The sequence below is a fragment of the Methylobacterium sp. NPDC097929 genome, from assembly GCF_049543375.1.
Lineage (GTDB): Bacteria > Pseudomonadota > Alphaproteobacteria > Rhizobiales > Beijerinckiaceae > Methylobacterium.
The window spans coordinates 1,368,814-1,391,301 of the sequence record NZ_JBMVEP010000001.1 but is presented as its reverse complement, the minus strand read 5'-3'; the positions used below and the strand labels follow the sequence as shown (position 1 = coordinate 1,391,301).

Annotated in this window: 20 protein-coding genes and 1 pseudogene; 6 read left to right on the top strand and 15 right to left on the bottom strand. The window is 69.9% G+C overall.

What is annotated here, in order from left to right; genetic code table 11:
* Positions 1 to 108: 108 nt before the first annotated feature.
* The 6 genes from copM to ACPCJR_RS06565 all read right to left on the bottom strand — a co-directional run bounded on the left by copM (position 109) and on the right by ACPCJR_RS06565 (position 6,821).
* The gene (gene copM / locus ACPCJR_RS06590; RefSeq protein WP_003596982.1) at positions 109 to 486 is read right to left on the bottom strand and encodes a CopM family metallochaperone; all 378 of its coding nucleotides are present in this window, start codon (positions 484 to 486) and stop codon (positions 109 to 111) included.
* Positions 487 to 577: 91 nt separating this feature from the next.
* Positions 578 to 820, bottom strand: coding sequence for a hypothetical protein (locus ACPCJR_RS06585; RefSeq protein WP_003596981.1), 243 nt, complete (start codon positions 818 to 820; stop codon positions 578 to 580).
* 159 nt (positions 821 to 979) lie between these two features.
* Positions 980 to 1,345 carry a hypothetical protein gene (locus ACPCJR_RS06580; RefSeq protein WP_003596978.1) on the bottom strand — a complete coding sequence of 122 codons (366 nt, stop codon included), beginning with the start codon at positions 1,343 to 1,345 and terminating at the stop codon, positions 980 to 982.
* A gap of 18 nt (positions 1,346 to 1,363) precedes the next feature.
* Positions 1,364 to 4,513, bottom strand: coding sequence for an efflux RND transporter permease subunit (locus ACPCJR_RS06575; protein ID WP_003596977.1), 3,150 nt, complete (start codon positions 4,511 to 4,513; stop codon positions 1,364 to 1,366).
* Positions 4,514 to 4,525: 12 nt separating this feature from the next.
* Positions 4,526 to 6,265: an efflux RND transporter periplasmic adaptor subunit gene (locus ACPCJR_RS06570; RefSeq protein WP_238307877.1), complete on the bottom strand. Its 1,740-nt coding sequence runs from the start codon at positions 6,263 to 6,265 to the stop codon at positions 4,526 to 4,528.
* Positions 6,266 to 6,350: 85 nt separating this feature from the next.
* A complete protein-coding gene (locus tag ACPCJR_RS06565; RefSeq protein WP_017484333.1) occupies positions 6,351 to 6,821 on the bottom strand; it encodes a hypothetical protein in 471 nt (156 codons plus the stop codon).
* 867 nt (positions 6,822 to 7,688) lie between these two features.
* On the opposite strand from ACPCJR_RS06565, the gene ACPCJR_RS06560 reads away from it, so the two are divergent.
* Both ACPCJR_RS06560 and ACPCJR_RS06555 read left to right on the top strand, forming a co-directional pair.
* Positions 7,689 to 9,053, top strand: coding sequence for an efflux RND transporter periplasmic adaptor subunit (locus tag ACPCJR_RS06560; RefSeq protein ID WP_238307878.1), 1,365 nt, complete (start codon positions 7,689 to 7,691; stop codon positions 9,051 to 9,053).
* 12 nt (positions 9,054 to 9,065) lie between these two features.
* Positions 9,066 to 9,629 (top strand): annotated as a pseudogene (locus tag ACPCJR_RS06555) (efflux RND transporter permease subunit); the annotation flags it as partial.
* Here the strand turns inward: ACPCJR_RS06555 and ACPCJR_RS06550 are convergent.
* Complete coding sequence (locus ACPCJR_RS06550; RefSeq protein ID WP_017484334.1) at positions 9,554 to 9,736, bottom strand: hypothetical protein; 183 nt, start codon at positions 9,734 to 9,736, stop codon at positions 9,554 to 9,556. The pseudogene ACPCJR_RS06555 and the gene ACPCJR_RS06550 overlap by 76 nt on opposite strands.
* 35 nt (positions 9,737 to 9,771) lie before the next feature.
* Between ACPCJR_RS06550 and ACPCJR_RS06545 the strand changes: the two genes are divergently transcribed.
* Both ACPCJR_RS06545 and ACPCJR_RS06540 read left to right on the top strand, forming a co-directional pair.
* Complete coding sequence (locus ACPCJR_RS06545) at positions 9,772 to 9,984, top strand: efflux RND transporter permease subunit (protein WP_158022301.1); 213 nt, start codon at positions 9,772 to 9,774, stop codon at positions 9,982 to 9,984.
* 90 nt (positions 9,985 to 10,074) lie between these two features.
* Positions 10,075 to 10,398 (top strand): YnfA family protein, encoded by a 324-nt coding sequence (locus ACPCJR_RS06540; RefSeq protein WP_003596966.1) that lies wholly within the window; start codon positions 10,075 to 10,077, stop codon positions 10,396 to 10,398.
* Between the two features lie 127 nt (positions 10,399 to 10,525).
* Here the strand turns inward: ACPCJR_RS06540 and ACPCJR_RS06535 are convergent, their stop codons facing one another.
* The 4 genes from ACPCJR_RS06535 to ACPCJR_RS06520 all read right to left on the bottom strand — a co-directional run bounded on the left by ACPCJR_RS06535 (position 10,526) and on the right by ACPCJR_RS06520 (position 15,148).
* The gene (locus tag ACPCJR_RS06535; RefSeq protein WP_238307879.1) at positions 10,526 to 11,248 is read right to left on the bottom strand and encodes a cytochrome c biogenesis CcdA family protein; all 723 of its coding nucleotides are present in this window, start codon (positions 11,246 to 11,248) and stop codon (positions 10,526 to 10,528) included.
* Positions 11,249 to 11,284: 36 nt separating this feature from the next.
* Complete coding sequence (locus tag ACPCJR_RS06530; protein ID WP_238307880.1) at positions 11,285 to 12,352, bottom strand: L,D-transpeptidase family protein; 1,068 nt, start codon at positions 12,350 to 12,352, stop codon at positions 11,285 to 11,287.
* 88 nt (positions 12,353 to 12,440) lie between these two features.
* Positions 12,441 to 12,953 (bottom strand): signal peptidase II, encoded by a 513-nt coding sequence (gene lspA / locus ACPCJR_RS06525; RefSeq protein ID WP_003607368.1) that lies wholly within the window; start codon positions 12,951 to 12,953, stop codon positions 12,441 to 12,443.
* On the bottom strand, positions 12,953 to 15,148 hold the full coding sequence (locus tag ACPCJR_RS06520; protein ID WP_238307881.1) for a heavy metal translocating P-type ATPase: 2,196 nt from the start codon (positions 15,146 to 15,148) through the stop codon (positions 12,953 to 12,955). The genes lspA and ACPCJR_RS06520 overlap by 1 nt, the downstream gene beginning before the upstream one ends.
* 100 nt (positions 15,149 to 15,248) lie before the next feature.
* Between ACPCJR_RS06520 and ACPCJR_RS06515 the strand changes: the two genes are divergently transcribed.
* Positions 15,249 to 15,650, top strand: coding sequence for a MerR family transcriptional regulator (locus ACPCJR_RS06515; RefSeq protein WP_007557643.1), 402 nt, complete (start codon positions 15,249 to 15,251; stop codon positions 15,648 to 15,650).
* Between the two features lie 479 nt (positions 15,651 to 16,129).
* The gene (locus ACPCJR_RS06510; RefSeq protein WP_238307883.1) at positions 16,130 to 16,789 is read left to right on the top strand and encodes an NYN domain-containing protein; all 660 of its coding nucleotides are present in this window, start codon (positions 16,130 to 16,132) and stop codon (positions 16,787 to 16,789) included.
* 93 nt (positions 16,790 to 16,882) lie between these two features.
* On the opposite strand, the gene ACPCJR_RS06505 is transcribed toward ACPCJR_RS06510, so the two are convergent.
* The 4 genes from ACPCJR_RS06505 to ACPCJR_RS06490 are packed head-to-tail and all read right to left on the bottom strand — an operon-like array spanning position 16,883 to position 22,437.
* Positions 16,883 to 17,359 carry a DUF411 domain-containing protein gene (locus tag ACPCJR_RS06505; RefSeq protein ID WP_238307884.1) on the bottom strand — a complete coding sequence of 159 codons (477 nt, stop codon included), beginning with the start codon at positions 17,357 to 17,359 and terminating at the stop codon, positions 16,883 to 16,885.
* Positions 17,360 to 17,378: 19 nt separating this feature from the next.
* Positions 17,379 to 20,552, bottom strand: a complete 3,174-nt coding sequence (locus ACPCJR_RS06500; protein ID WP_238307885.1) for an efflux RND transporter permease subunit — start codon at positions 20,550 to 20,552, stop codon at positions 17,379 to 17,381.
* Entirely contained in the window at positions 20,549 to 22,030 is a 1,482-nt protein-coding gene (locus tag ACPCJR_RS06495; protein ID WP_166060454.1) for an efflux RND transporter periplasmic adaptor subunit, read from the bottom strand. Before ACPCJR_RS06495 ends, ACPCJR_RS06500 begins: the two co-directional genes overlap by 4 nt.
* A complete protein-coding gene (locus ACPCJR_RS06490; RefSeq protein ID WP_096486602.1) occupies positions 22,027 to 22,437 on the bottom strand; it encodes a FixH family protein in 411 nt (136 codons plus the stop codon). The genes ACPCJR_RS06495 and ACPCJR_RS06490 overlap by 4 nt, the downstream gene beginning before the upstream one ends.
* Between the last annotated feature and the right edge of the window lie 51 nt (positions 22,438 to 22,488).

Sequence of the window (22,488 nt, the reverse complement as noted above, 5' to 3'; positions counted from 1 at the left end):
CTTCCGGTGACGGGAAGCAGGCCGAGGCTGTCCAAGGACGTCGAACAGGTGACGGGGACGGCGGGCGTCCCCGTCGGGATGGGTGCCCCGGATCGGGGCGCGGCCGACCTACTTGGCGTGCTGCTTCAGCCACGCCTCCATCTCGCCGATCTCCTTCTCCTGGTCGTCGATGATCTTCTGGGCCATAGCCTTGGTGGACGGGTCCTTGGCGTGCTTCAGGGCAACCCTGGCCATCGCGACCGCGCCCTTGTGGTGCGGAATCATGTGGGTGCGGAAATCGACGTCCGGGTTGCCGGTGTAAGCGACGGCCATGTCCTTCATCATGGCCATGTCGGCGGCCTTGAAGTCCTTGGTCGAGGCGTCGTCCTTCGGGTCCGGCTTCATGGAGGACATCGAACCGTGGTCCTTCATGTCCTGCGCGTGGGCGGTACCGGCCAAACCGAGACCGAGAATGGCGGCGATGGCGAGCGTGTTCGGGATTTTCATGGTCGTTACCTTTTTCGATGGCGTGGGATGCCGTCGCGCCGGAACGGACGTCCGCTCCGGCGCGACGGGGCGTCGTGAGGCGCGGCGGCGTTCAGTGACCGTGGGGAGGCTTGGTGGCCGTTCCGTCGGAACGTCCGTGGTCCATCCGCTCGCCGGACTTCGCGGGGGCCGTGTCCCCGAGACGCATGTCGTGGGCAGGCCCTCCCGCCGTGCCGCCGCGGCTCGGCGTGGGCTGCGTCTGCTGCTCGGCGTTCGCGTTGCCCTGGTCGTCGGCGAAGGCGGGCGATGCCGCACCGAAGGCCATCAGAAGGGTGGCGAGAGCGGCGATTTTCATGTGGTGAACTCCTTGGCTCATTGAGGTTGGCCGGTCGCCGGCGTGCAGCTCGTCGACCGATGGCTCCGGCACGGGCACCCGCCTCGGGCGGCTCCCCCTGCATCCCTGCGTGGGATCTTCAGGCCCCCTTCCGGTCGCGCTCGCGACAGGGGGCGATGTTCAGTCGAACTTGCCGCTGGCCGTGGCACCGTCGGGCGCGGTGAGCTGCACGGCGCCCTTCGGGCTGTCCCCGAGCGCCACCGGGGCCGTCCCTGTCAGTCGGTTGCCGTCGGCCGGCTGCAGGGGGACCCGGGTCGGCTTGCCGCCGACGACGAGGATGGCCGTGCCCTTGAAGCCCGTGGCCGGCACCGGCTTCTGGCCGCCGTCCGACAGGAAGACGTCGACGGTCTCGCCCTTGGTAGCGAGCTCGACGTGGAACTTCCCGGCGTCGGCTACCCGGCCGCCGTGCTGGCCGGCGCTTTCGTGGGCGTACGCCGCGGTCGCCGCCATCAGGCCGGCGACGAGGGTCAGTCTGTGCAGGATCATGCTGGTTCTCCTCGGGGGTCAGTAGGCCTCGGCCGGGCGCGGTCGCGCGCCGTCCGGGGACGGGTCGGCCGGCGCCTCGGCGTGCAGGGCGTGCAGCCGCTCCAGCGGCTTGCGGCCGAAGCGCAGGAACAGGACGGGGGTCAGGAAGGTGTCGAGCAGCGTCGCGCTGACGAGGCCGCCGAAGATCGTCACCGCCACCGGGTGCAGGATCTCCTTGCCCGGGCTCGCGGCGTCGTAGAGCAGCGGCACCAGCGCCACGCCCGCCGAGAGCGCCGTCATCAGCACCGGGGTCAGCCGCTCCAGGCTGCCGCGCACCACGAGGTCGGGCCCGAACGGCATACCCTCGTGCAGTGACAGGTTCAGGTAGTGGCTGATCTTCAGGATGCCGTTGCGGGCGGCGATGCCGGTCAGCGTGATGAAGCCGATCATCGACGCCACCGAGAGCGGCTGCCCCACCAGCCAGAGCGCGGCCACCGAGCCGATCAGGGCGAGCGGCACGTTGCCCATGATGATGAGCGCCAGGGCGGCCGAGCGGTAGCGGCTGAACAGGATGGCGAAGACCAGGGCCAGAGAGAGCGCCGAGAGCGCCGCGATGGTCCGGCTCGCCTCCTCCTGCGCCTGGAAAGTGCCTTCCAGGCTGGTGAAGAAGCCGGGCGGCATCGGCTCCTTCGCCACCGCCTCGCGGATGGCGGCCACGACGGTCGCCATGTCGGTGCCGGCCGTGGTGTTGGCCTGCACCACGATGCGGCGCCGGGCGTTCTCGCGCAGGATCTGGTTCGGCCCGTCGGTCTCGCGGATGTCGGCGACCTGGCGCGCCGGCACCCAGCCCGAGGGCGTCTCCAGGAGGAGGTCGCCCAGCCCCGTCGTCGTCCGGCGGTTCTCGGCGAGGCGCAATACCACGTCGAAGCGGCGCACGCCGTCGACGACCGTCGAGACCACCCGACCGTTGGAGAGGCGGCTGATCTGCTCGACGACGGCCGCGGGCTGGACGCCGTAAAGGGCCGCCCGGGTGTAGTCGACGCGCACCTCAAGCTGCGGGATGCGCACCTGCCGCTCGACTTGCAGGTCCGCGAGACCCGGGATCGAGGCCATGCGGTCGCGCAGGGAGTTCGCGACCCGCCGCAGGGCGTCGAGGTCGTCGCCGAACACCTTGAGCGCGATCTCGGCCCGCACGCCCGAGAGCATGTGGTCGAGCCTGTGCGAGATCGGCTGGCCGACGTTGACCGCCACCGGAAGGGCGGCGAGGCGCCCGCGGATGTCGGCGACCAGCGCCTCCTTCGGACGCTTCGTACCTTCGTCGAGCGCCACGTCGATCTCGGAGGAGTGGACGCCCTCGGCGTGCTCGTCGAGTTCGGCCCGACCGGTCCGGCGGCCCACCGCCTTCACGCCCGGGATGTCCAGGAGCAGCTTCTCGGCGATCAGCCCGACCCGGTTGCTCTCGGCGAGCGAGATGCCCGGGTTGAAGGTCATGCTGACCGTGAACGAGCCCTCGTTGAACGGAGGCAGGAAGGCCCGGGGCAGGTTCCAGGCGGCGACGCCCGCGGCGGCGACCGCCACGGCGACGCTTCCGACGAGCCAGCCCTTGTGCCGGAAGGCGACCCGCAGCAGGGCGGCGTTGCCCCGCTTGAGCAGCTTGAGGAAGCGGCTGTCGTGCTCCTCAAGGTTCCTGAGCCCCGGGAGCAGCAGCGACGCCAGCACCGGCGTCAGGGTGATGGAGGTGAGCAGGCTCGCCAGGATGGAGATGATGTAGGCCTGCCCCAGGGGTGCGAAGAGCCGGCCCTCGATGCCCGAGAGGGCGAAGAGCGGCACGAACACCAGGATGATGATCAGCGTCGCGTAGACGATGCCGGAGCGCACCTCGTTCGAGGCCTCCACCACCACCTGGAACACGCTCTTCGGGTTGCCGGCCTTTCGGTTCTCGCCGAGCCGCCGGTAGATGTTCTCGACATCGACCACCGCGTCGTCGACGAGCTCGCCGATGGCGATGGCCAGGCCCCCGAGCGTCATCGTGTTGATGGACAGCCCGAACAGGTGGAACACCACCGCGGTCGTCAGCACCGAGACCGGGATGGCGAGCAGCGAGATCGCCGTGGTGCGCACGTTCAGCAGGAAGGCGAACAGCACCACCGCCACGACCAGCACGGCCTCGACGAGGACGCGCTCGACGTTGCGGATCGAGGTCTCGATGAAGTCTGCCTGCCGGAACAGCACTTGGTCGGCCTTGATGCCGCCGGGCAGGTTCGGGTTGAGTTCCTTCAGTGCGGTCTCGATGCTGCGGGTCAGCCGCACCGTGTCGACGTCGGGCTGCTTCTCGACCGAGACGATGACCGCGGGCTTGGCCATGTAGCCGGCGTCGCCCCGCTTCACCTTCGCGGCAAAGGACACCTCCCCGACCTGGCGCAGGTATACAGGCGTGTCGGCGACCGTCGCGACCACGAGGTTGCGCAGGTCGTCGAGGCTCATGGTCCGGCCGATGCTCCGGATCAGGTACTCGCGGGCGTTCTGATCGGTGAAGCCGCCGCCGGCGTTGGTGCCGAACTGCGCCAGCGCCGTCTCCAGCTGGGCATTGGTCACCCCGAGCGCGCGCATCGCCGCTGGGTTGGGGCTGACCCGGAACTGGCGCACCTCGCCGCCGATGGGGATGACCTGCGCCACGCCCGGAATGGTCAGCAGGCGCGGCCGGATGGTGAAGTCGGCGACCTCGCGCACCTGCATGGGGGTCGCGGTCTCGCTGGTGACCGCCACCAGCAGGATCTGGCCCATGATCGAGGAGACAGGGCCCATCACAGGGGTGACGCCGCGGGGCAGCTGGTCCTGGACGAGGGACAGGCGCTCCGCGACCTGCTGCCGGTTCCGATAGATGTCGGTCCCCCAGTCGAACTCGACGTAGGTGATGGACAGGCCCACGCCCGAGACCGAGCGCACGCGGGTCACGCCGGGGAGACCGTTCATCCGGGTCTCGATGGGATAAGTGACGAGTTGCTCGACCTCCTGGGGGGCGTACCCTTCCGCCTCCGTCATGACCGTGACGGTGGGTCTGTTGAGGTCGGGAAAGACGTCGACCGGCAGCTTGGTCGCGGTGAAGGCGCCGTACAGTACCAGCACCGCGGCGAGCGCGAGGACGAGCAGGCGGTTGCGGACCGACTGGCTGACGAGGAAGGTGAACATCGGGCGGCCTCCTCAGCGAACCTGGTCGAGGAGTTCGGCGCCCTGGGTCACGACCCGCTTACCGGACCCGATCCCCTCGGCCACGAGCACCCGGCCGCCGTCGAGCGGCTCGACCCGAACGGGCCGCGCCTCGAAGCGCTCGGCGGTGGTGTGCTCGTAGACGACGTCCTGCCCGTTGCCGGTGCGCACCACGGCAGAGCGCGGCAGCGCCAGGCCGGCCTGCTCGGTGTCGGTCCCGGCCAGCACCGTGACGAACTGGCCGACCCGCAGGCCGGAGGCGTCGCCCTGGACCGCGAACTGGACCGGTATGGCCTGGTTGCGGTCGGCGAGCCCCGTGCCCTGGTAGGCGAGCTTCAGGGTCCGTCCGTCGGCGAGACGGGCCGTAGCGTTCTGCGCCGCGGTCAGAGCGTCGAAGCTGAGGGCCTCGACCCAGAGGCGGTTTGGATCGACGATCTGGAAGACCATGGCGCCGGGCGCCGCCATCTGCCCGGCCACTGCGGTCGCCTGCGCCACCACGCCGTCGACGGGCGAGACCAGGGCCTCGGGCTGCTGGCGGATCTTGTCGAGGGCCGCGCGGCGGTCGTGCAGGCCATTGAGCTCCGCGACCGCGTCGTCGAGCTGGGTCGTGGCGACGGCGCCGGTCGTGGCGAGCTTCCGGTAGCGCTCGACCCGGCGCTCGACGATGGCGATCTGCTGGTCGAGTTCGCCCTGGCGCTGGCGCATGTCGGAGACGTCGACGGCCTGGACCGGCGGCGTCACCGTGGCGAGCACGTCGCCCTTGCGAACCTTCGTGCCGAGGCGAGGGAAGACGCCGGACGGCGGTGGCGAGATCCGTCCGCCGACCGAGGACTGGACGACGCCGCTGGCGTTCGGGTCCGGGATGATGCGGCCCGGCAACTCGACCGAGCGGTGGAAGCTGCCCTGCTCGGTCATGATGGTGCGCAGGACCAGCAGCCGTTGCGTCGGCTTCGGCACGAAGACGGAGCCGTCGGGCAGGCGCTGCGCGAGGTCCGACGAGGCCGGCGTCGTCTGGCGCGGCTCGATCAGGGCGGCGCCCTCAACGGTTGAGCCGTGGTCCTCGTCGCCGTGCGCGAAGGCGGCGGTGCCGAGGACGAGGGTGATGCCGATGGCGACCAGCGCCACCGCCGGCGCGCCACGGCGCCCGCGTGCGAGCGCCGTCACGAGCACGCCGAGCAGGAAGGCGACGGCGACCGCGGCCACCAGGGCCGGGTCCTTGGCCATCAGCCGTTCCCTGATGCCGTGGGCGACCTCGGAGACGCGCGCCAGGGCAGCCTGAGCCGGGGCCGGCTTGGCAGGCGCCGCGGCCGCGGCGACCTTCGGGTCGGGCACTGTGATCGCCACGGTCAGCACATCGACCGCGTCCCCGGCCGTGACGGTCGCGAGGAGCTCGTGCCGGCCGGGCTTCGACAGCCACGGGACCGGCAGCGCGTAGCCGCCGTCGGTCGTGGCGGTCGCGACCCTGGGACCGTCCGGCGTCTCGACCTCGATGGTCGCGCCGGGCACCGGCTCGTTCGTCCGGAAGCGGTCGAGGAACAGCGTCAGGGTGCCGTCGCGCGGGACGGCGACGAGTTCGAAGGCGTCCGAAAGCGCCTCGCCGCGCGGCGCGATGGTCTTCGAGAGGGGCGGCGGCACGGCGCCGTGGTCGTGGCCCTCGTGGGCAAGCGCAGGCCCCGTTAGGACGGCAGCAAGCAGCGCCACCACGCCATAGGCGGCGGCAAAACGGGTCGACATGAATAGGAATCCTCGCGTCGGGAAGTCCGGACGGCGCCGATAGCGGGCGCATTCCGGGCGTCGCGCGCCTCAGGCGCGCCCTACTTCACGCGAGGGTTCGTGGGGGCTCGGGCAGGGCCTCGGGGTCGACGCCTGAACGGGCGTCGACGTCGTGCGGGATCAGCACGACGTTCCCAGACAGGGGCCTGGAAAGCGACGCGGCGCCGGCGACGACGCCGGACGGGCAGCATACCATCGTCCCGCAGCATGAGCCCCTGCAGCCGACAGGGCAGCATCTCCCACCGGCATCGTCAGCCTGCAGCGAAGACAGCGGCTCGGCTGCCGGGGATTGTCCGTCGAGCGCAAGCCGGGTTTCGGCAGGGCCACCGACGATGCGGGACGGGAGGGTAATCGGCCTCGTCGCGACGGGAGGCGCTGCGTTCGCCTGAGTCGTTGATTGATGACGACCGTGGTGGGCATGGCCGTCGTGGGCTTGGACGGCAGACGGCGCGACGTAGGCGATGATCGCGAGGATCACCACCGCCGTCAGGCGCATGATTTGCCGGTCGAGGCTCATGAGGTCTGGCTTACACCGATTTCGGTGGCGGGACCATGTCCGCATGTGAAACGAAAATGGGGGGATGAAGGTTTGGTTGCCGCTGCGGCATTTCAAGCTGCCGCGAGCAGCGGCTCAGCCGGATCCGCGGCCACGGACACGAGATTGGCCCGCAAATCGATCCCGACTTGAACGCACGGCTCGATGGCTTGGATGGTGCAGGTGATGGGCTTGGTGCAGCCGCCGCATCCGATCTTGTAACGGAACAGGACGCGCTTTCTTTGATGACGTGCCGCGGGTAGTGGGGCTTCCCGATTTGGGAGGGTCGGGGCGTGATGGTTGTTCTTGTGCGAACAAACCAAAATCGCGCATAAGAACCTCGATGGGTGTCGGCGGTTGGCATAGGCGTTGTGCCGTGTTGCAGGAGTGGTGCGCATTCGGTGCCCGCGCGCTCTTGCTCGCCCTGGCCATGTTCATCGTTTCGACCGTTGCGGGCTCCGGCGACGATCTTGCTGATCATGGCGGCCGCTACCACAACGCAATCGATGTGGGGACGCTAGTCACGCCCATGCCCACCGAGGCCGGCAATCCGGGTTTGGCCTGCCGCCTCCTTTGTGGCTGCCATCAGGTGGCCCCTCTCCAAGTCTCCTCCTACGTCACGCCGTCGACGGAGTTCGCCGGCCTGGGCTTTTCCTGGGTGGCCGAGGTTCCGACCTCCGTCACTCCCGACCGACTGGCGAGACCGCCCCGCGCGTAAGGTGACGCCGCGCTCCCAAGAGCGCGTTCGCCCGGCCCACATCTCGGCGCCGGTTCGTCCATCACCTGATCCAACGGGAACGACCGTGACCGCCCAAGCGGGCCGTCCGGCGTCCTTGTCGAGCGGCCCCCATGCGCATCCTCCTGTTCGCGGTCCTCCTGGCCACCGGCATCGCCATAGGCGCAGCCGTCCCCGCCGTCGCCCGCTTCGTCCAGGACAATCTGGCCGCCGCCGGGCTGCCGAAAGACCTGTTCACCATCATCGTGCCACCCATCACCGCCAACCATGAACCCTCGAAGGCTGGGACGCCGCCCGACGGAGATGACGACGTCAAGAAGCCGGGAACCCCCAAGGCCACGAACGGCCACGAGATCGGGAAGCACGGGTACGAGCCGGGCGAGGAGCACCCCGAGAAGGGCGCAATCAGGATGGGACCCGAGGAGGTGGCGGCGCTCAACATCTCGGTCGTGAAAGTCGAGGGCGGCACGCTCGCCCGGCACCTCCTGGTACCCGGCGCCATCACCCCCGACACCGACCGGATCGCGCGCGTCCCGGCCCGGGTCGTGGGTACCGTCACGGAGATGCGCAAGCGCCTCGGCGACCGGGTTGCCAAGGACGAGATCGTCGCCGTCCTCGAAAGCCGTGACGTCGCCGACGCCAAGAGCGAGTACCTCATCGCCTCGGTACGCGCCGAGCTGGAGAAGACCAACTTCGACCGGCAGCAGGCGCTCTGGGACAAGCGCATCTCGTCGGAGCAGGTCTACCTGCGGACCAGGGCAACCTACACGGAAGCCACCTTGCGCGTCGACCTCGCCAGCCAGAAGCTGTCCGCCCTCGGGCTGAGCGCGACCGATGTCGCAGCCGCACAGAAACGAGAAGGTGCCACCCTGAACCAATCCACCCTGCGCCGGTACGAGCTCCGCTCGTCGCTCGCCGGCCGGGTCGTCGAGCGCAAGGTCGAGGTCGGGACGACGGTCGGCGGCAAGGGCGACCCCGCCGACATCTACACCGTCGCCGACCTCTCGACCGTATGGATCGAGCTGTCGGTGCCGACACACGAGCTCGCCATGGTTCGGGAGGGCGCACCCGTAGCTGTCACCCATGCCCATGAGGCCGGCGGCCGCCATGCCGACGGCAAGGTCGTCTTCGTCAGCCCGTTCTTGAACCCGGACACCCGCTCGGCGCGGGTCATCGTCGCCCTGCCGAACCCTGACCTTGCATGGCGCCCCGGCGCCTTCGTCACTGCCGGGGTGGAGATCGCGAACGACGCGGTCGAGGTGCACGTCCCGAAGGCCGCCCTGCAGACGGTCGGGGGCGAGCGCGTCGTTTTCGTGCGCACTGAGGAGGGCTTCGAGAAGCGGGAGGTCGAGCTCGGACGCTCGGACGACGATTCCTACGAGGTCGTCTCCGGACTGAAGTCGGGCGCCACCATCGCGGTTGCCAACTCCTTCATCCTCAAGGCCGAGCTCCGCAAATCCGAAGCGGGCGACGACTGAGGGCGACCGGACCTGATCTCCCGTATCCTCGCCTTCCCCGTTCGACAGGGCTGGCTCGACTTCGTGCCCGATATCAACAGCAACCAGGTGCTGTTCAACACCGTCGCGCCCACGCTCTCGCCCTTCGATATCGAGAAGCAGGTGACCTGACCGGTCGAGACCACGCTCGCCGGCATCAAGGGTTCGGAATACATCCGTTTGCGTTCGCGTAACGACTTCTCCCAGGTCACGGCGGTCTTCGCCGACGAGGTCAAGGTCTACTTCGCCCGCCGCCAGTTGGTGGAGCGCCTAGGCGAGGCGCGCGAGGGGCGGCCGTCCGAATTCCAGCCTCATATGGGGCCGATCATGACCGGCCTCGACGAGATATTCATGTGGACCGTGCGCTACACGGCGCCCGACGCGTGGAAGGCGTCGTGTTTAGGCGAACCGGGCTGGCAATCGGACGACATATACCTGACACCTGAGGGACTGGGGCTGAGGACGGAGCTGGAGAAGGCCGCCTACCTGCGGACCTTCCAGGAATGGATCGTCCGGCCGCAGATCAAGACCGTGCCGGGCGTGGCCAGGGTCGAGGGCAAGATGTTCGAGCCGATGGCGCCGACCGTCATCATCGCGCTCGTTGCCGCCTTCGTCCTGTCGCTGACCTTCGTGCCGGCGCTGATCGCCATCCTGAAGGACGCCATGACCGCGCTTGTTGCCCTCGCTCGGGTTCGTCCCGGTGACGCTGGCGGCGGGGACCGGCACGGAGGTCCAGAAGCCGCTCGCGACCGTGTTCATCCGCGGCTTGATCAGCGCCACCATGCTGACCCTGGTCGTACTTCCGGCCCTCTATGCGCGCTTCGGCGGCGCCCGCGCCACGGCGCCGGTCAGCCATGACGAGGACGACGGTGGCGCCGCTCTGTTCCGGCAGGTCGCCGAACAGTATCCGTGAGCACCACGCGAACCAGCGGCAGTCCTATCAGGATCGCGGACCTCGCATTGCAAGCTTGACAGACTTCAAGAGCAACGAGACCACTCAGAAATGACGACTTTCCTCGCCTATGCGGGCGCGGCCCTCGCCGAAATCGTTGGATGCTTCGCGTTCTGGGCCTGGCTGCGCCTGGACAGATCACCCCTCTGGTTGCTCCCCGGCATGGCATCGCTTGCGCTCTTCGCCTACCTGCTTACCTTAGTCGAGAGCGAGGCGGCAGGCAGGGCTTATGCGGCCTACGGAGGCATCTACATCGTGGCGGCCATCCTCTGGCTATGGGGTGCGGAAGGCTACCGTCCGGACCGATGGGACGTTACGGGCGGTGCGATCTGCCTCGTCGGCATGACGGTGATCCTGTTCGGCCCACGCCCCTGAGGCCCTCGCGGCGATGTGCGCGGCTTACCCAGGATAGTGCCGAATCTTGTTCTTCAACAAGGGCCGGCTCACGCTCGTGGCAGCCTGCAGTCGCATGCTCAACAGCACGCCTGCGGAGGACCATGCCTCAACCGATCCGCCCAAGCACGGGGAAGGCCTCCACGAGGAGGGAAGCCACGGCGCTCATGCGGTCGGTCACCATCAGCAGCCCCATCGCCACCATCACGCCCCCGCCGACGAGCTGAAGCGCACGACCGAACCAGCGTAGGGTCCGAAGGCGCGCGACGAAGCCTGACAGGAAAAGGGCCGCCGCCACGAACGGCACGCCAAGCCCGAGCGAGTAGACGGTGAGCAGGGCGACGCCCTTGCCCGAGGCCGAGGAGGCCGTGACTGCCAGGATGGCACCGAGGACGGGACCGATGCACGGGGTCCATCCGAAGGCGAAGGCCGTTCCGAGGAGATAGGCGGCGACGGGCCCCCGACCCGGCGGATCGCCGTGCCAGCGCAGCTCACGCTGCAGCCAGGCGGGCCGCAGCAGACCGGCCGTGAACAGGCCGAACAGGATCACCAGCAAGCCCGAGGCGAGGTTCAGCGCCTCGCGATGGGCGAGCAGGGCGAAGCCGAGCGCGCTCGCCCCCGCGCCGAACGCGACGAAGACGGTCGTGAACCCGAGCACGAAGCAAAGGCTCAGGCCGAGCGTGCGCAGGCTGTCGCGCTCGCCGGCGGCCGACTGCCCGGCGACGTAAGACACGTAGCCCGGAACGAGAGGCAGCACGCAGGGCGATAGGAACGACACGGCGCCGGCCGCGAAGGCCGCGAGGAAGCCCACGCTTGAGGCGTCGATGGCCATCGGTTCAGCCCCGGCGGAATGATGGACGCAGGATCGTCACTCCTGACCGGCCCCGGCCGCGGCGAAGATCTTGAGAAGGCGTTGGCGCTCCGCCTCGGTCCCGCCGGGCCCCGTCGGCTTGAGCGCCGCCGCGCCCCGGACCGGCTCGCGCTTGCCGGCGAGAGCAACTGGGCCCGCGGCCGGCATAGCGACCTCACGCGGCCCTGCGGCCAGAGCCTCGGGGCGGCTCACCTCGCCGAGACCGCCTCCGGCCGCGACCATGGTTTCCCGGAACGACCGGTGCTGGCCGCCGTCCTCGTACACCAGTCGGACGGCCGGCGTCCCGCTCGCCACGAGGGCGGCGACCTGCCGCTCGTCATCCGCCTGCTTCCGCGCGACCGCGCCGGCCGTGGCCTCGTCGCCGGCATCGAACCCGTATCGGCCATCGGCGACGCCGACGCCCGGCTCGGCCCCCGTGACCTCGAACCGGTCGGACCCCTCCTTGAGGTTCCTCCAGAACGCGATGTTCGGGTCCTGGCGATGCCGGGCCAAGTTCTCCGGCGTCATGCGGAACGGGTAGGACTGGAACTGGACGGCGCGCTGGCCGCCCGCGAAGGCCTCCCGCACCACGGCATAGAGTTCCGAGATTACCTCGTCCGTCATCGCGAAGCAGCCCCGCGACGAGCACGAGCCGTGCACCATCAGGTGCGCGCCGGTGCGTCCCAGGGAGCGGTCGTACTCGTTCGGGTACCCGAGATTGAACGAGAGATAAAGGCTCGAATTCGGGTTCATGGACGCGGGCGTCACCGCGTAGAAGCCCTCCGGCGCCTGCCGGTCCCCCTCCCGGGTCTTGGGCCCCAGCTGACCCGACCAGCGGCACATCGCGTAGGTCTTCAGGAGGGCGTACTTGCCGTCCGTGCCGCGCTTCCAGAGCTCGATCTCGGACTCCTTCTTGTAGGCCCGCATCAGGATCGGATCCGCCGGCGAGACACCCTTGGCCGACATCAGGGCCAGGGTCGCCGGCGGGATCGGCGCGAGGTGACGCGTCGAGGCCGCGTACTGGCCGTCCTGGCAGGCGGACAGCGCCAGGAGGAGGGCCAGACCGAACGTTGTCGTCTTCAGCATGTCGGCCTCGCCGAGGTCGGCCTCCGAGCCTGGGCTCGAAGGGTTGATGACAGGTTGCCGTGGCTGTGGTTCGGCGGAAGCGGGCCGCTTACGGGATCGGATCCCCGGCGCTGCGATGCCTCCGCCGCAGGGGAAGTCCGTCGAGGAGCAGCAGCACCACGCCTGTCGAGATCCAGACGTCCGCCAAATTGAAGGTGAACCAGCGGATGCCGCCGGTGTGCAGGTCGAGGTAGTCCGTGACGACGCCGTCCACGAGCCGGTCGACGAAGTTGCCGGCGGCCCCGCCCGCTATCGCGGCGAGCCCGAGGCGTTCGAGCCCGCCGCCCGCGGCCAGGGCCCAGCCGGCCACGAGGCAGGTGAGCGTGCCCTGGATGGCGAGGAGCAGTGCCAGGGAGGACGGGTCGTGCGCCGGGAACAGGCTGAAGCTGATGCCGTAGTTGAATGACAGGCTCAGGTCGACGAAGGGCAGTGCGCCCCTGACGGCGCCTTCCTCCAGCCACGCCTCGGCCACCGCCTTGGCGACGAGGTCTATGGCCGCGGCGGCCCCCGCCACCCCGGCCACGGTCGCCGCCCGGCCGGCCCACCCTGACAGGGAGATCATCAGGCCCTCAGGAGACGGAGCGCGTTGGCCGTCACCAGGACGGTCGCGCCGGTGTCGGCCAGGATGGCCGGCCAGAGGCCGGTGATGCCTGCGACGGTCGTCATTAGGAACACGGCCTTCAGGCCGAGGGCGATCGCGACGTTCTGGCGGATATTGCCCAGGGTCGCCCGAGAGAGGGAGACCAGCGCCGCCACGTCGCCCACCCGGTCGTTCAGCACCGCCGCGTCCGCCGTTTCCAGGGCCGCGTCGGTGCCGCCGCCCATCGCGATGCCGACGCTGGCGGCGGCGAGCGCCGGCGCGTCGTTAATGCCGTCGCCGACCATCGCCACCGGAGCCGCCGCCTTCAGGGCCGCGATCTCGGCGAGCTTGTCCTGGGGCAGGAGCTCGGCCTTCACGTCGAGCCCGAGTTCGGACGCGACCGCCTCGCCCGTGCGCCGGTTGTCGCCGGTCAGCATCACGCTGCGGACGCCGAGCTTCCGCAGGGCCGAGATGCCGGCCGCCGCGTCGGCGCGGGGCTCGTCCCGGACCGAGATGGCGCCCAAGGCCTCGGCGCCGCGGACGACGATGACCACCGTCTTGCCGCCGGCTTCCAGGTCCGCGACCGCGCGCTCGGCCTCGGGGCCGAGCCGCGCGCTCTCGGCGGCGTGGCGTGGGGAGGCGACGAGCACCGTCTGACCCATCACCGTGGCCGACACCGCCTTGCCGGGGATGGCGCGGGCGTCCCGCGTCGGGCGCAGCGGCACCCCGTCCGCGCTCGCCCGGTCGAGGATGGCCCGGGCGATGGGGTGGCCGCTTCCGCTCTCGACCGCGGCAGCCAACCCGAGAAGCGAGCGCTCCGACGCGTCCGGGGCGAAGACCAGGATGTCCGAGACCCGCGGCCGTCCGGCGGTCAGCGTCCCGGTCTTGTCGAACGCGACCGTGTGCACCCGCCCGATGACCTCCAGTGCGGCGCCGCCCTTGACGAGCAGCCCGCGTCGCGCACCGGCGGCCAGTCCGGAGGCGATGGCCGCGGGGGTCGAGAGCACCAGCGCGCAGGGGCAGGCGATGAGGAGGAGCGCCAGGCCCCGGTAGATCCAGGTGCCCCAATCGGCGCCGAGCAGCGGCGGCACGACCGCAACGGCGGCCGCGAACGCGAACGCGATGGGCGTGTAGACCGCGCTGAACCGGTCGATGAAGCGCGCCGTGGGCGACTTCGACGCCTGCGCCTCCTTGACGAGGTGCAGGATGCGGGCGACTGTGTTGTCGGCCGCCGTCTTTGTGACCCGGACCTGGAGCGCGCCATCGGCGTTGACGCTGCCGGCGTAGACCGGGTCGCCGACCTCCTTGGGCTTCGGGACCGATTCGCCAGTGATGGGGGACTCGTCGAGGCTCGACGCGCCGTCGGTGATCACCCCGTCGGCAGGCACACGGTCGCCCGGCCTCACGACCACGACTTGCCCGATGGCCAGCGACGCAGCGGCCACCTCGCGGATGGTGCCATTGGCCTCGTCGACGAGGCGGGCGGTCTTCGGCACCAGGGCGGCGAGCGCCTTGATGCCGGCACGCGCCCGGCCCGCCGCCACGACCTCCAGCATCTCGCCGACCGTGAAGAGCAGCACGACGATGGCGGCCTCCTCGGCGGCGTGGATGGCGAGCGCCCCCGCGGTGGCGACCGACATCAGCATCTCGATGGAGAAGGGCGTGCCGGCCAACGCCGCCACGGCCGCGCGGCGGCCGTAATAGGCGAGCCCGACGAGCGCCCCTGGCCAGTAGGCGTACTCGCCCGCCAGGCCCGGCGCGATCCGCTCGACCAGGAAGCCGGCGGCGAACAGGGCGCCGATCAGGATGCCCAGCCGCGCCTTCCGGCTCCGCCAGAGCGGCGGCTCAGGCTCCTCCGCGGTCCCGGCGGGCGGGGCGCCGCCCGAGGCTTGGGCCATGGCTAAGTCCGCGGCCGTGGGGAGCAGCGCGACGCCGTAGCCCAGGCGCTCGATCCGCCCCTCCAATTCGGTCCTCGGCGTCGCAGCCTCATCGAGCGCGAGGTCGAGGACTTGGCTGCCGTAGTTCACGCGCACGTCCGCGACGCCCGGCAGCCGGGAGACGGCGGTCTCGATCTTCCCGGCGCAGGTCGGGCAGTCCATGCCCTTGACCCTGTAGCGCAGGGCCTGCGGACCGTTCGTGGGGAAGGATGTGCGGTCCGCGCCGGCGGCCTGGCTCATGGTGCGCTCCGTTCGCCGGGCTCCTGGTCCGGACTGGGAAGGCCCCCTACATGCACCCTGTAGTCACTACAGGGTCAAGGCCGTGCGGACCGCTTCTTCCATGACCATCGGCAGCCTCGCGGAGGCCACGCAGACCCGTGTCGAAACGGTCCGGTGGTACGAGAAGGTCGGGTTGCTGCCCCCGCCGGCGCGGTCGAGCGGGAACTACCGGCTCTACGGGCCCGAACACCTGCGCCGGCTGAGCTTCATCCGCCGCGGTCGCGCCCTCGGCTTCACCGTGGAGCAGATCCGGGACCTGCTCGCCTTGGCGGACGACCGGGATCGCTCCTGCGGCGAGGTCGACACCATCGCCCGCGCCCATCTCGCCGACGTGGAGCGCAAGCTGGCCGACCTGACCCGGCTCGCCTCGGAACTCCGCGAGGTCATCGGCCAGTGCGGCTGCGGGTCGGTCGCCGACTGCCGCATCATCGAGGCGCTATCGCCGTTGGGTGAACCCGCGTGAGCGATCTGGGCGCGGGGGTCAGCGAGCGACGTAGGGCGTCATCAGCACTCGGCTCGCGAACAGCCCCTTGGCCGCGAACCCGCAGCACGCGACGGCGAGGACAGCGACCGTGATCGCGACGAAGGCTCGGCGCGCGGCGGTCCGGACGTGCGGCCTGATGCGACGGCGGCGGCCCGCGTTCCTCTGGCCCCAGGAATGGCGTTCCACGCGAACCGCCCCGTTCCGCCCGACGAGCATCGCAGGCTTGCCACCGCGACCTTACGAGGCCCGGGGATACCATGCCGGCGGCCAAAGCCGGAAGGGCCGGCGCGGTCAACTCGCGAGAGACAAAAAGACAGTACCACGCGAGGCGAACTCAGAATAGAACAGCCTCGGAAACCAAGAAGCCCACAGGTTGGAACCTGTGGGCTTCACACGGGCCGGAGCCCATGGGTTGCTGACGGCGCACCGTTCAGCGTTGACGGATCGGATATGAGTGCATGGAGCTGGATAGTCAAGCGGGAAAATCCAGGATCCGGGCTGCACTCTACATCGACGGCTTTAGTTTGTATCATTCCGTCAATGATTTAGGAGAGCCCTTTCTGAAGTGGTGCAACTTCTGGAAGCTGGGGGAGTCGATCATCCCGCGCCAGTCGGAGGAGCTCGTCCGCGTCGTGTTCTGCACGGCCTATTACCCGGGCGATCACAGCAAGAAAATCCGCTATGAACGCCTGGTCCGGGCGCTCAAGCTGGTCGGCGTCGAGACCGTCCTTGGCCACTTCAGTCATGAAGATGCCAAGTGCCGGGATTGCGGCTCCATTTGGCAGAAGCCGACCGAGAAGGCGACGGACATCAATCTCGCGCTTAGCGTCTATGACGATGTAGTACAGGATGTCATGGATACTGCATATCTCCTGACCGCCGATACGGACCAGGCGGCGACAGCCAAGCTGTTCGCCAAGCGCTTTCCCGGCAAGAAGCTCGTCAGCGTCAGCCCCCCGGGCCGGACCCACTCGCAGCACATCCTGTCGCACACCCCGCACAAGATCGCGCTTACCGGGAGCATATCGAGAGGGCGCTGTTCCCGGGGCTCGTCACCGCGGAGGGGCAGGCCTCCGTCATGCGCCCGCACGAGTACGACCCGCCGGCCGGCTACGTGATGTGGGATCAGCGTCCGAAGCCCGCGCCCAAGTCGGGGGCGAAGGCGGCCGCGCCGGCGGCGGCGATGCCCGAGCGCTGAATCCGCCGTGGCCTCAGGCCAGTTCCCCGCCGCGGTACCGCGCGAACGTCGACCGACCGTCCTTCCCGAACAGGACGACGTCGTAGGTATCAGGCTGCATGTCCTCGACCTCCATGCCGGGCGAACCGACCGGCATGCCCGGCACGGCCAGACCCATTCCCTCGGGCCGCTCCGCGAGGAGCCGCTTGATCGCCCCGGCCGGGACGTGCCCCTCGATCACGTAGCCGCCGACCTGGGCGGTGTGGCAGGAGGCAAGCTCGCGAGGCACCCCCAGGCGGATCTTGAGCGGGTTCACCGGGCCCTCGGTCACGGTGACGGTGAAGCCGGCCTCGCGCAGGTGGGTGACCCATCTCTCGCAGCAGCCGCAGCTCGGGTCCTTGGTCACCGCGACCGTCGGCGGCCCCTCCGCCAAGGCGCCCCGTCCAAGCACCAGCCCCACCGCCAAACCCACGAGCACGGTACGTCTGGATGGCATCGCATCGCTCCTCATCGTCATCTCCCGTTCGCTCTCACTCGGCCGCCTGCGGCAGCCGCATCGCCTCACCATCCGTCCCCTCGCGGACCGCGCCGGCCGGGGGTAGGCCCCGCCCCTTCACCAGGGCGTAGACCGCCGGGATGACCACCAGGGTCAGCGCAGTCGAGGAGACCATCCCGCCGATCATCGGCACCGCGATGCGCTGCATGACCTCGGAGCCTGAACCGGTACTCCAGAGGATGGGCAGCAGGCCCGCCATGATGGCGACGACCGTCATCATCTTGGGCCGGACCCGCTCGACCGCGCCGACCATGATGGCCCGGCGCAGGTCCGGGCGCGCGAGCGGGCGTCCCTCGCGCTCGCACTGGGCGCGGACCTCGTCGAGGGCGTGGTCGAGGTAGACCAGCATGATCACCCCGGTCTCGGCAGCGACGCCGGCCAGGGCGATGAAGCCGACCGCCACAGCGACCGACAGGTTGAAGCTCATCCACCAGAGCAGCCACACCCCGCCGACCAGGGCAAAAGGCAGCGACAGCATCACGATGAGTGTCTCGGTCAGGCGCCGGAAGTTCAGGTAGAGCAGCAGGAACACGATCAGCAGCGTCAGCGGCACCACGACCGCGAGGCGCGCCTCCGCACGCTCCAGGTACTCGTACTGTCCGCTCCACTGCAGGGTCGTGCCCTGGGGAAGCCGCACCGCGTCTGCCACCGCCTTGCGCGCCTCGGCGACGTAGCCGCCGAGGTCTCGCCCGGCGATGTCGACGAAGAGGTAGACCGCGAGATGCCCGTTCTCGGTGCGGATCAAGGTCGGCCCTCGGGTGAGCTCGACCTTCGCCACCTCACCGAGCGGCACCGTGCCGCCGGTCGGCAGCGGCACCTGGACCTCTGTCGCGATGGCCCTTGGGTCCGAGCGGAAGGCGCGCGGGTAGCGCACATTGACGGTGTAGCGCTCGCGGCCCTCGACCGTGTTCGTCACGGACTGCCCACCCAGGGCCGTCGCGACGACGTCCTGCACGTCCCCGACCATCAGGCCGTAGCGCCCGAGCGCTTCGCGGTCCGGCGTGATGTCGAGGAAGTAGCCCCCGATGACCCGCTCGGCATAGGCGCTCGACGTGCCCGGCACGGCCCGCACCACCGTCTCCACCTGGCGGGCGACCCCCTCCATCGCCCTGAGGTCGGTGCCCAGCACCTTCACGCCCACCGGGGTGCGGATGCCCGTCGAGAGCATGTCGATGCGCGCGCGGATCGGCTGCGTCCAGGCATTCGACACACCCGGGAACTGCAGGGCCGCGTCCATCTCCGCCTTGAGGCTCGCGAGCGTCACGCCCGGGCGCCACTCCGCCTTCGGCTTCAAGGCGATGACCGTCTCGAACATCTCCATCGGCGCGGGGTCGGTGGCCGTGTTGGCGCGCCCAGCCTTGCCGTAGACCGAGGCCACCTCGGGGAAGCTCTTGATGATGCGGTCCTGGGTGGCGAGGAGCTCGCCGGCCTTGGTCACCGAGATGCCCGGCAGGGTCGTCGGCATGTAGAGCAGCGTGCCTTCGTCGAGCTCCGGCATGAACTCGGATCCGAGTTGCCGGGCCGGCCAAGCGGTCGCGGCCAGTACGCCGACGGCGAGCAGGATGGTGAGGAGTCGGGCTCGCAGAACGCCGGCGATGAGAGGCCGGTACAGCCAGATCAGGAGCCGGTTCAGCGGGTTGCGGTGCTCCGGGACGATGCGCCCGCGCACGAACAGCACCATCAGGGCTGGCACCAGCGTGACCGAGAGGAGCGCCGCCGCCGCCATGGCGAAGGTCTTGGTGAAGGCGAGCGGCCCGAACAGCCGTCCCTCCTGGCTCTCCAGGGTGAAGATCGGCAGGAAGCTCACCGTGATGACGAGGAGCGAGAAGAACAGGGACGGCCCGACCTCCGCAGCGGCCTCGACGAGGACCTCGACCCGCGGCTTGCCCGGGGGCGCCCGCTCCAGGTGCTTGTGGGCGTTCTCGATCATCACGATGGCGGCGTCGACCATGGCGCCGACCGCGATGGCGATGCCGCCCAGGCTCATGATGTTGGCGCCAATTCCGAGCGCCCTCATGCCGGCGAAGGCCATCAGGATACCGACCGGCAGCATCAGGATGGCCACGAGCGCGCTGCGCACGTGCAGCAGGAACACGATGCAGACGAGAGAGACGACGATGCTCTCCTCGACCAGCGTGTGGCGCAGGGTGTCGATGGCCGCGTCGATGAGCTGCGAGCGGTCGTAGACCGGCAGGATCTCGGTGCCGGCCGGCAGGCTTTTCGCGACCTCTGCGAGCTTCGCCTTCACCCCCTCGATGACGTTGAGTGCGTTGGCGCCGAAGCGCTGCAGGACGATGCCGCCGGCGACCTCGCCCTCGCCGTTCATCTCGGTGATGCCGCGGCGCTCGTCCGGCCCGAGCTCGACCCGGGCGACGTCCCGGAGCCGCAGCGGCGTGCCGCCCACGGTCTTGAGCACGATGTTCTCGATATCGGCGACGCTCTTCAGGTAACCGCGCCCGCGCACCATGAACTCGAACTCGGACAGCTCGACCGTGCGCCCGCCGACGTCGGCGTTGCTCGACTGGATGGCGTCCCGGAGCTTGTTGAGGCTGATGCCCTGCGCGCGCAGCCGGTTCGGGTCCACGACGACGTTGTACTGCTTCACGAACCCGCCGACGCCCGCGACCTCGGCCACGCCCTCCGCGCGCGAGGCCCCGAACCGGATGACCCAATCCTGCAGCGACCGAAGCTCGGCGAGCGTCCGTTCCTTCGCGACGACGACGTACTGGTAGACCCAGCCCACACCGGTCGCGTCGGGTCCGAGGGTCGGCGTCACGCCGACCGGCAGGCGGCTCGCTGCACCGTTGAGGAACTCCAGCACGCGCGAGCGCGCCCAGTACGGGTCGGTGCCGTCCTCAAAGATGACGTAGACGAAGGACACCCCGAAGAACGAGAAGCCGCGCACCACCTTCGCCTTCGGAACCGTCAGCATGGCGGTCGTGAGGGGGAAGGTGACGACGTCCTCGACGGTCGTCGGACTTTGCCCGGGGTATTCGGTGTAGACGATGGCCTGCACGTCCGAGAGGTCGGGGATGGCGTCGAGCGGCAGGGTCTTGAGCGCCAGGACGCCGGTCGCCACCGCGAACACGGTCCCGATCAGCACCAGGACGAGGTTGCGGGCCGACCAGCCGATCAGGCGGGCGATCACGGCGTGCCTCCCGCGCTCGCCGCCTGCCGGTCATCCTTGGGCGCGGTCATGCCCTGCAGCGCCGCCTTCAGGTTGCTCTCGGCGTCGATCAGGAAGTTCGCCGCGGTAACCACGCGGTCACCGGCCGTGACCCCCTCGCGGATCTCGACGTAGCCCCGGCCGCGGAGGCCGACCGTCACCGGCTTCGGCTCGAAGCGCCCCTCGCCGTGGTCGAGCAGCACGACCTGGCGCTCGCCGGTGTCGATGACCGCGTCGTCGGGCACCGCCACCACTGGCTTGGCGTCGCCTGTCGCGATCTCGACGTCCGCGTACATCGACGGGCGCAGGGCGCCGTCGGGGTTCGGCAACTCGATACGTAGCCGGGCGGTTCGGGTCTCCATGTTGAGGTGGGGGTAGATCCGGGTCACCGTCCCGCTGAAGGTCCGGTCCGGGAAGGCCCGCGCCCGGACCGTCGCCCTCTGCCCCTCCGCTACCCCGGCCAAGTCGCGCTCGGTCACGTCGGCTAGCACCCAGACACGAGTGTGGTCGACGATGCGGAACAGGACGTCGCCGGACTTGGCCTTCATCCCGTCCGAGACGTTGCGCTCGACCACGACGCCGTCCCGGGGCGCGAACCATGTGATGGAGGGTGGCACCTTATGGGTTCGCTCGATCTCGTCGATGACCTCCGGCGGGATGGCGAGGTTCTCCAGGCGCCGACGGCCGCCCTCGTAGCCGATGGAGGTCAGGTACTGGGCCGCGACCGCGTTGATCTCGGGCGCGAACAGGCGCAGCAACGGCTGGCCCTTGCGGACGTGGTCGCCCGTGGTGACCGGCTCGACCTTCTCGATGAAGGCGTCCGTGCGCATGGCGATGACGGAGACGCGGCGCTCGTCCTCCTCGACGCTGCCCGGCGCCCGCACCAGAACCGACAGGACGCGGCGCTCCGCGAGCTCGGTCCGCACGCCCGTGCGCTGGACCTTGCCCGGCGAGACCGTCACGACGCCGCCCTCGTCCTCGCCCGCGTAGACGGGGATGTAGTCCATTCCCATCGAGTCCTTCTTCGACACCGGCGAGGTGTCCGGCAGCCCCATCGGGTTCCGGTAGTAGAGGACGCGCCGGGCGTCGCCGCCGGGCTTGGCCGCCTCGACCGGCTCCGCGTCGTGCCCGGCCATGTCCGCGGGCATAGACTCGCCGTCCTCGTCGTCGAAGCGCACGTCCTCGCTGGCGCGGACGGCCCGGAACTCCCGGCCGTCCGCCGTCACCATCGGCGACGCCGAGTAGGCGGGCTTCCCGTCCGGGTCCCGGTAGTAGACCACCGGTCCGGACGCGGGCTTGGACGGAGCCGGCGCCTGCGCGGCGGGCAGCAAGCGGGCGACGCCGTGCCGGGCCCGCTCGACCAGCGCCGGCACGGGACCGTCCTGCTGTCCGGCCCAGTAGCCGAGGCCCCCCGCCGCGAGCGCGGCGAGGGTGCCGGCGAACCATGCCTGGCGGGTCATCTCGCGGCCTGAAGGACCAGCCTGTCCTCGACCGTGCCGGTCTCGCCTTGGATCTTGGCGGCCAGCGACAGGCGCCAGCGGCCCTGCATCGAGAGCTTGGCCTTGAAGCGGTAGACGCCGGGCTCGGTCGAGGGGACCTGCTCCACCTTGGTGGCCATCTCCTCCATGGCGTCGGGGGCCATGTCGAGGCGCTTGGCGAAGACCACGGCGTCGGTCACCGGCTTGCCGTTCCGCTGGTCGACGAGCCGGACGGCGATGACGGCCTCGCCGACCTTCGCCTCCTGCTGCAGGAGTTCGAAGCGGTAATCCTTGATGTCTGCCAAGGCGGGCGGGGCGAACGTCGACACCGACAGTGCGGCGCCGAGCAGCGCGGCCGGCACGGCGCGCGCGAAGGGGTTCTTGGTCACGGATCTCATCTCCTGAACACGATGGATGGCGACGCGCGGATGCGTGTCACC

Excerpts from the sequence above, each read along its gene's own strand:
- copM (WP_003596982.1), bottom strand. The coding sequence starts at position 486 with ATGAAAATCCCGAACACGCTCGCCATCGCCGCCATTCTCGGTCTCGGT.
- ACPCJR_RS06585 (WP_003596981.1), bottom strand. The coding sequence starts at position 820 with ATGAAAATCGCCGCTCTCGCCACCCTTCTGATGGCCTTCGGTGCGGCA.
- ACPCJR_RS06580 (WP_003596978.1), bottom strand. The coding sequence starts at position 1,345 with ATGATCCTGCACAGACTGACCCTCGTCGCCGGCCTGATGGCGGCGACC.
- ACPCJR_RS06575 (WP_003596977.1), bottom strand. The coding sequence starts at position 4,513 with ATGTTCACCTTCCTCGTCAGCCAGTCGGTCCGCAACCGCCTGCTCGTC.
- ACPCJR_RS06570 (WP_238307877.1), bottom strand. The coding sequence starts at position 6,265 with ATGTCGACCCGTTTTGCCGCCGCCTATGGCGTGGTGGCGCTGCTTGCT.
- ACPCJR_RS06565 (WP_017484333.1), bottom strand. The coding sequence starts at position 6,821 with ATGAGCCTCGACCGGCAAATCATGCGCCTGACGGCGGTGGTGATCCTC.
- ACPCJR_RS06560 (WP_238307878.1), top strand. The coding sequence starts at position 7,689 with ATGCGCATCCTCCTGTTCGCGGTCCTCCTGGCCACCGGCATCGCCATA.
- ACPCJR_RS06550 (WP_017484334.1), bottom strand. The coding sequence starts at position 9,736 with ATGGCGTCCTTCAGGATGGCGATCAGCGCCGGCACGAAGGTCAGCGAC.
- ACPCJR_RS06540 (WP_003596966.1), top strand. The coding sequence starts at position 10,075 with ATGACGACTTTCCTCGCCTATGCGGGCGCGGCCCTCGCCGAAATCGTT.
- ACPCJR_RS06535 (WP_238307879.1), bottom strand. The coding sequence starts at position 11,248 with ATGGCCATCGACGCCTCAAGCGTGGGCTTCCTCGCGGCCTTCGCGGCC.
- ACPCJR_RS06530 (WP_238307880.1), bottom strand. The coding sequence starts at position 12,352 with ATGCTGAAGACGACAACGTTCGGTCTGGCCCTCCTCCTGGCGCTGTCC.
- lspA (WP_003607368.1), bottom strand. The coding sequence starts at position 12,953 with ATGATCTCCCTGTCAGGGTGGGCCGGCCGGGCGGCGACCGTGGCCGGG.
- ACPCJR_RS06520 (WP_238307881.1), bottom strand. The coding sequence starts at position 15,148 with ATGAGCCAGGCCGCCGGCGCGGACCGCACATCCTTCCCCACGAACGGT.
- ACPCJR_RS06515 (WP_007557643.1), top strand. The coding sequence starts at position 15,249 with ATGACCATCGGCAGCCTCGCGGAGGCCACGCAGACCCGTGTCGAAACG.
- ACPCJR_RS06510 (WP_238307883.1), top strand. The coding sequence starts at position 16,130 with ATGGAGCTGGATAGTCAAGCGGGAAAATCCAGGATCCGGGCTGCACTC.
- ACPCJR_RS06505 (WP_238307884.1), bottom strand. The coding sequence starts at position 17,359 with ATGAGGAGCGATGCGATGCCATCCAGACGTACCGTGCTCGTGGGTTTG.
- ACPCJR_RS06495 (WP_166060454.1), bottom strand. The coding sequence starts at position 22,030 with ATGACCCGCCAGGCATGGTTCGCCGGCACCCTCGCCGCGCTCGCGGCG.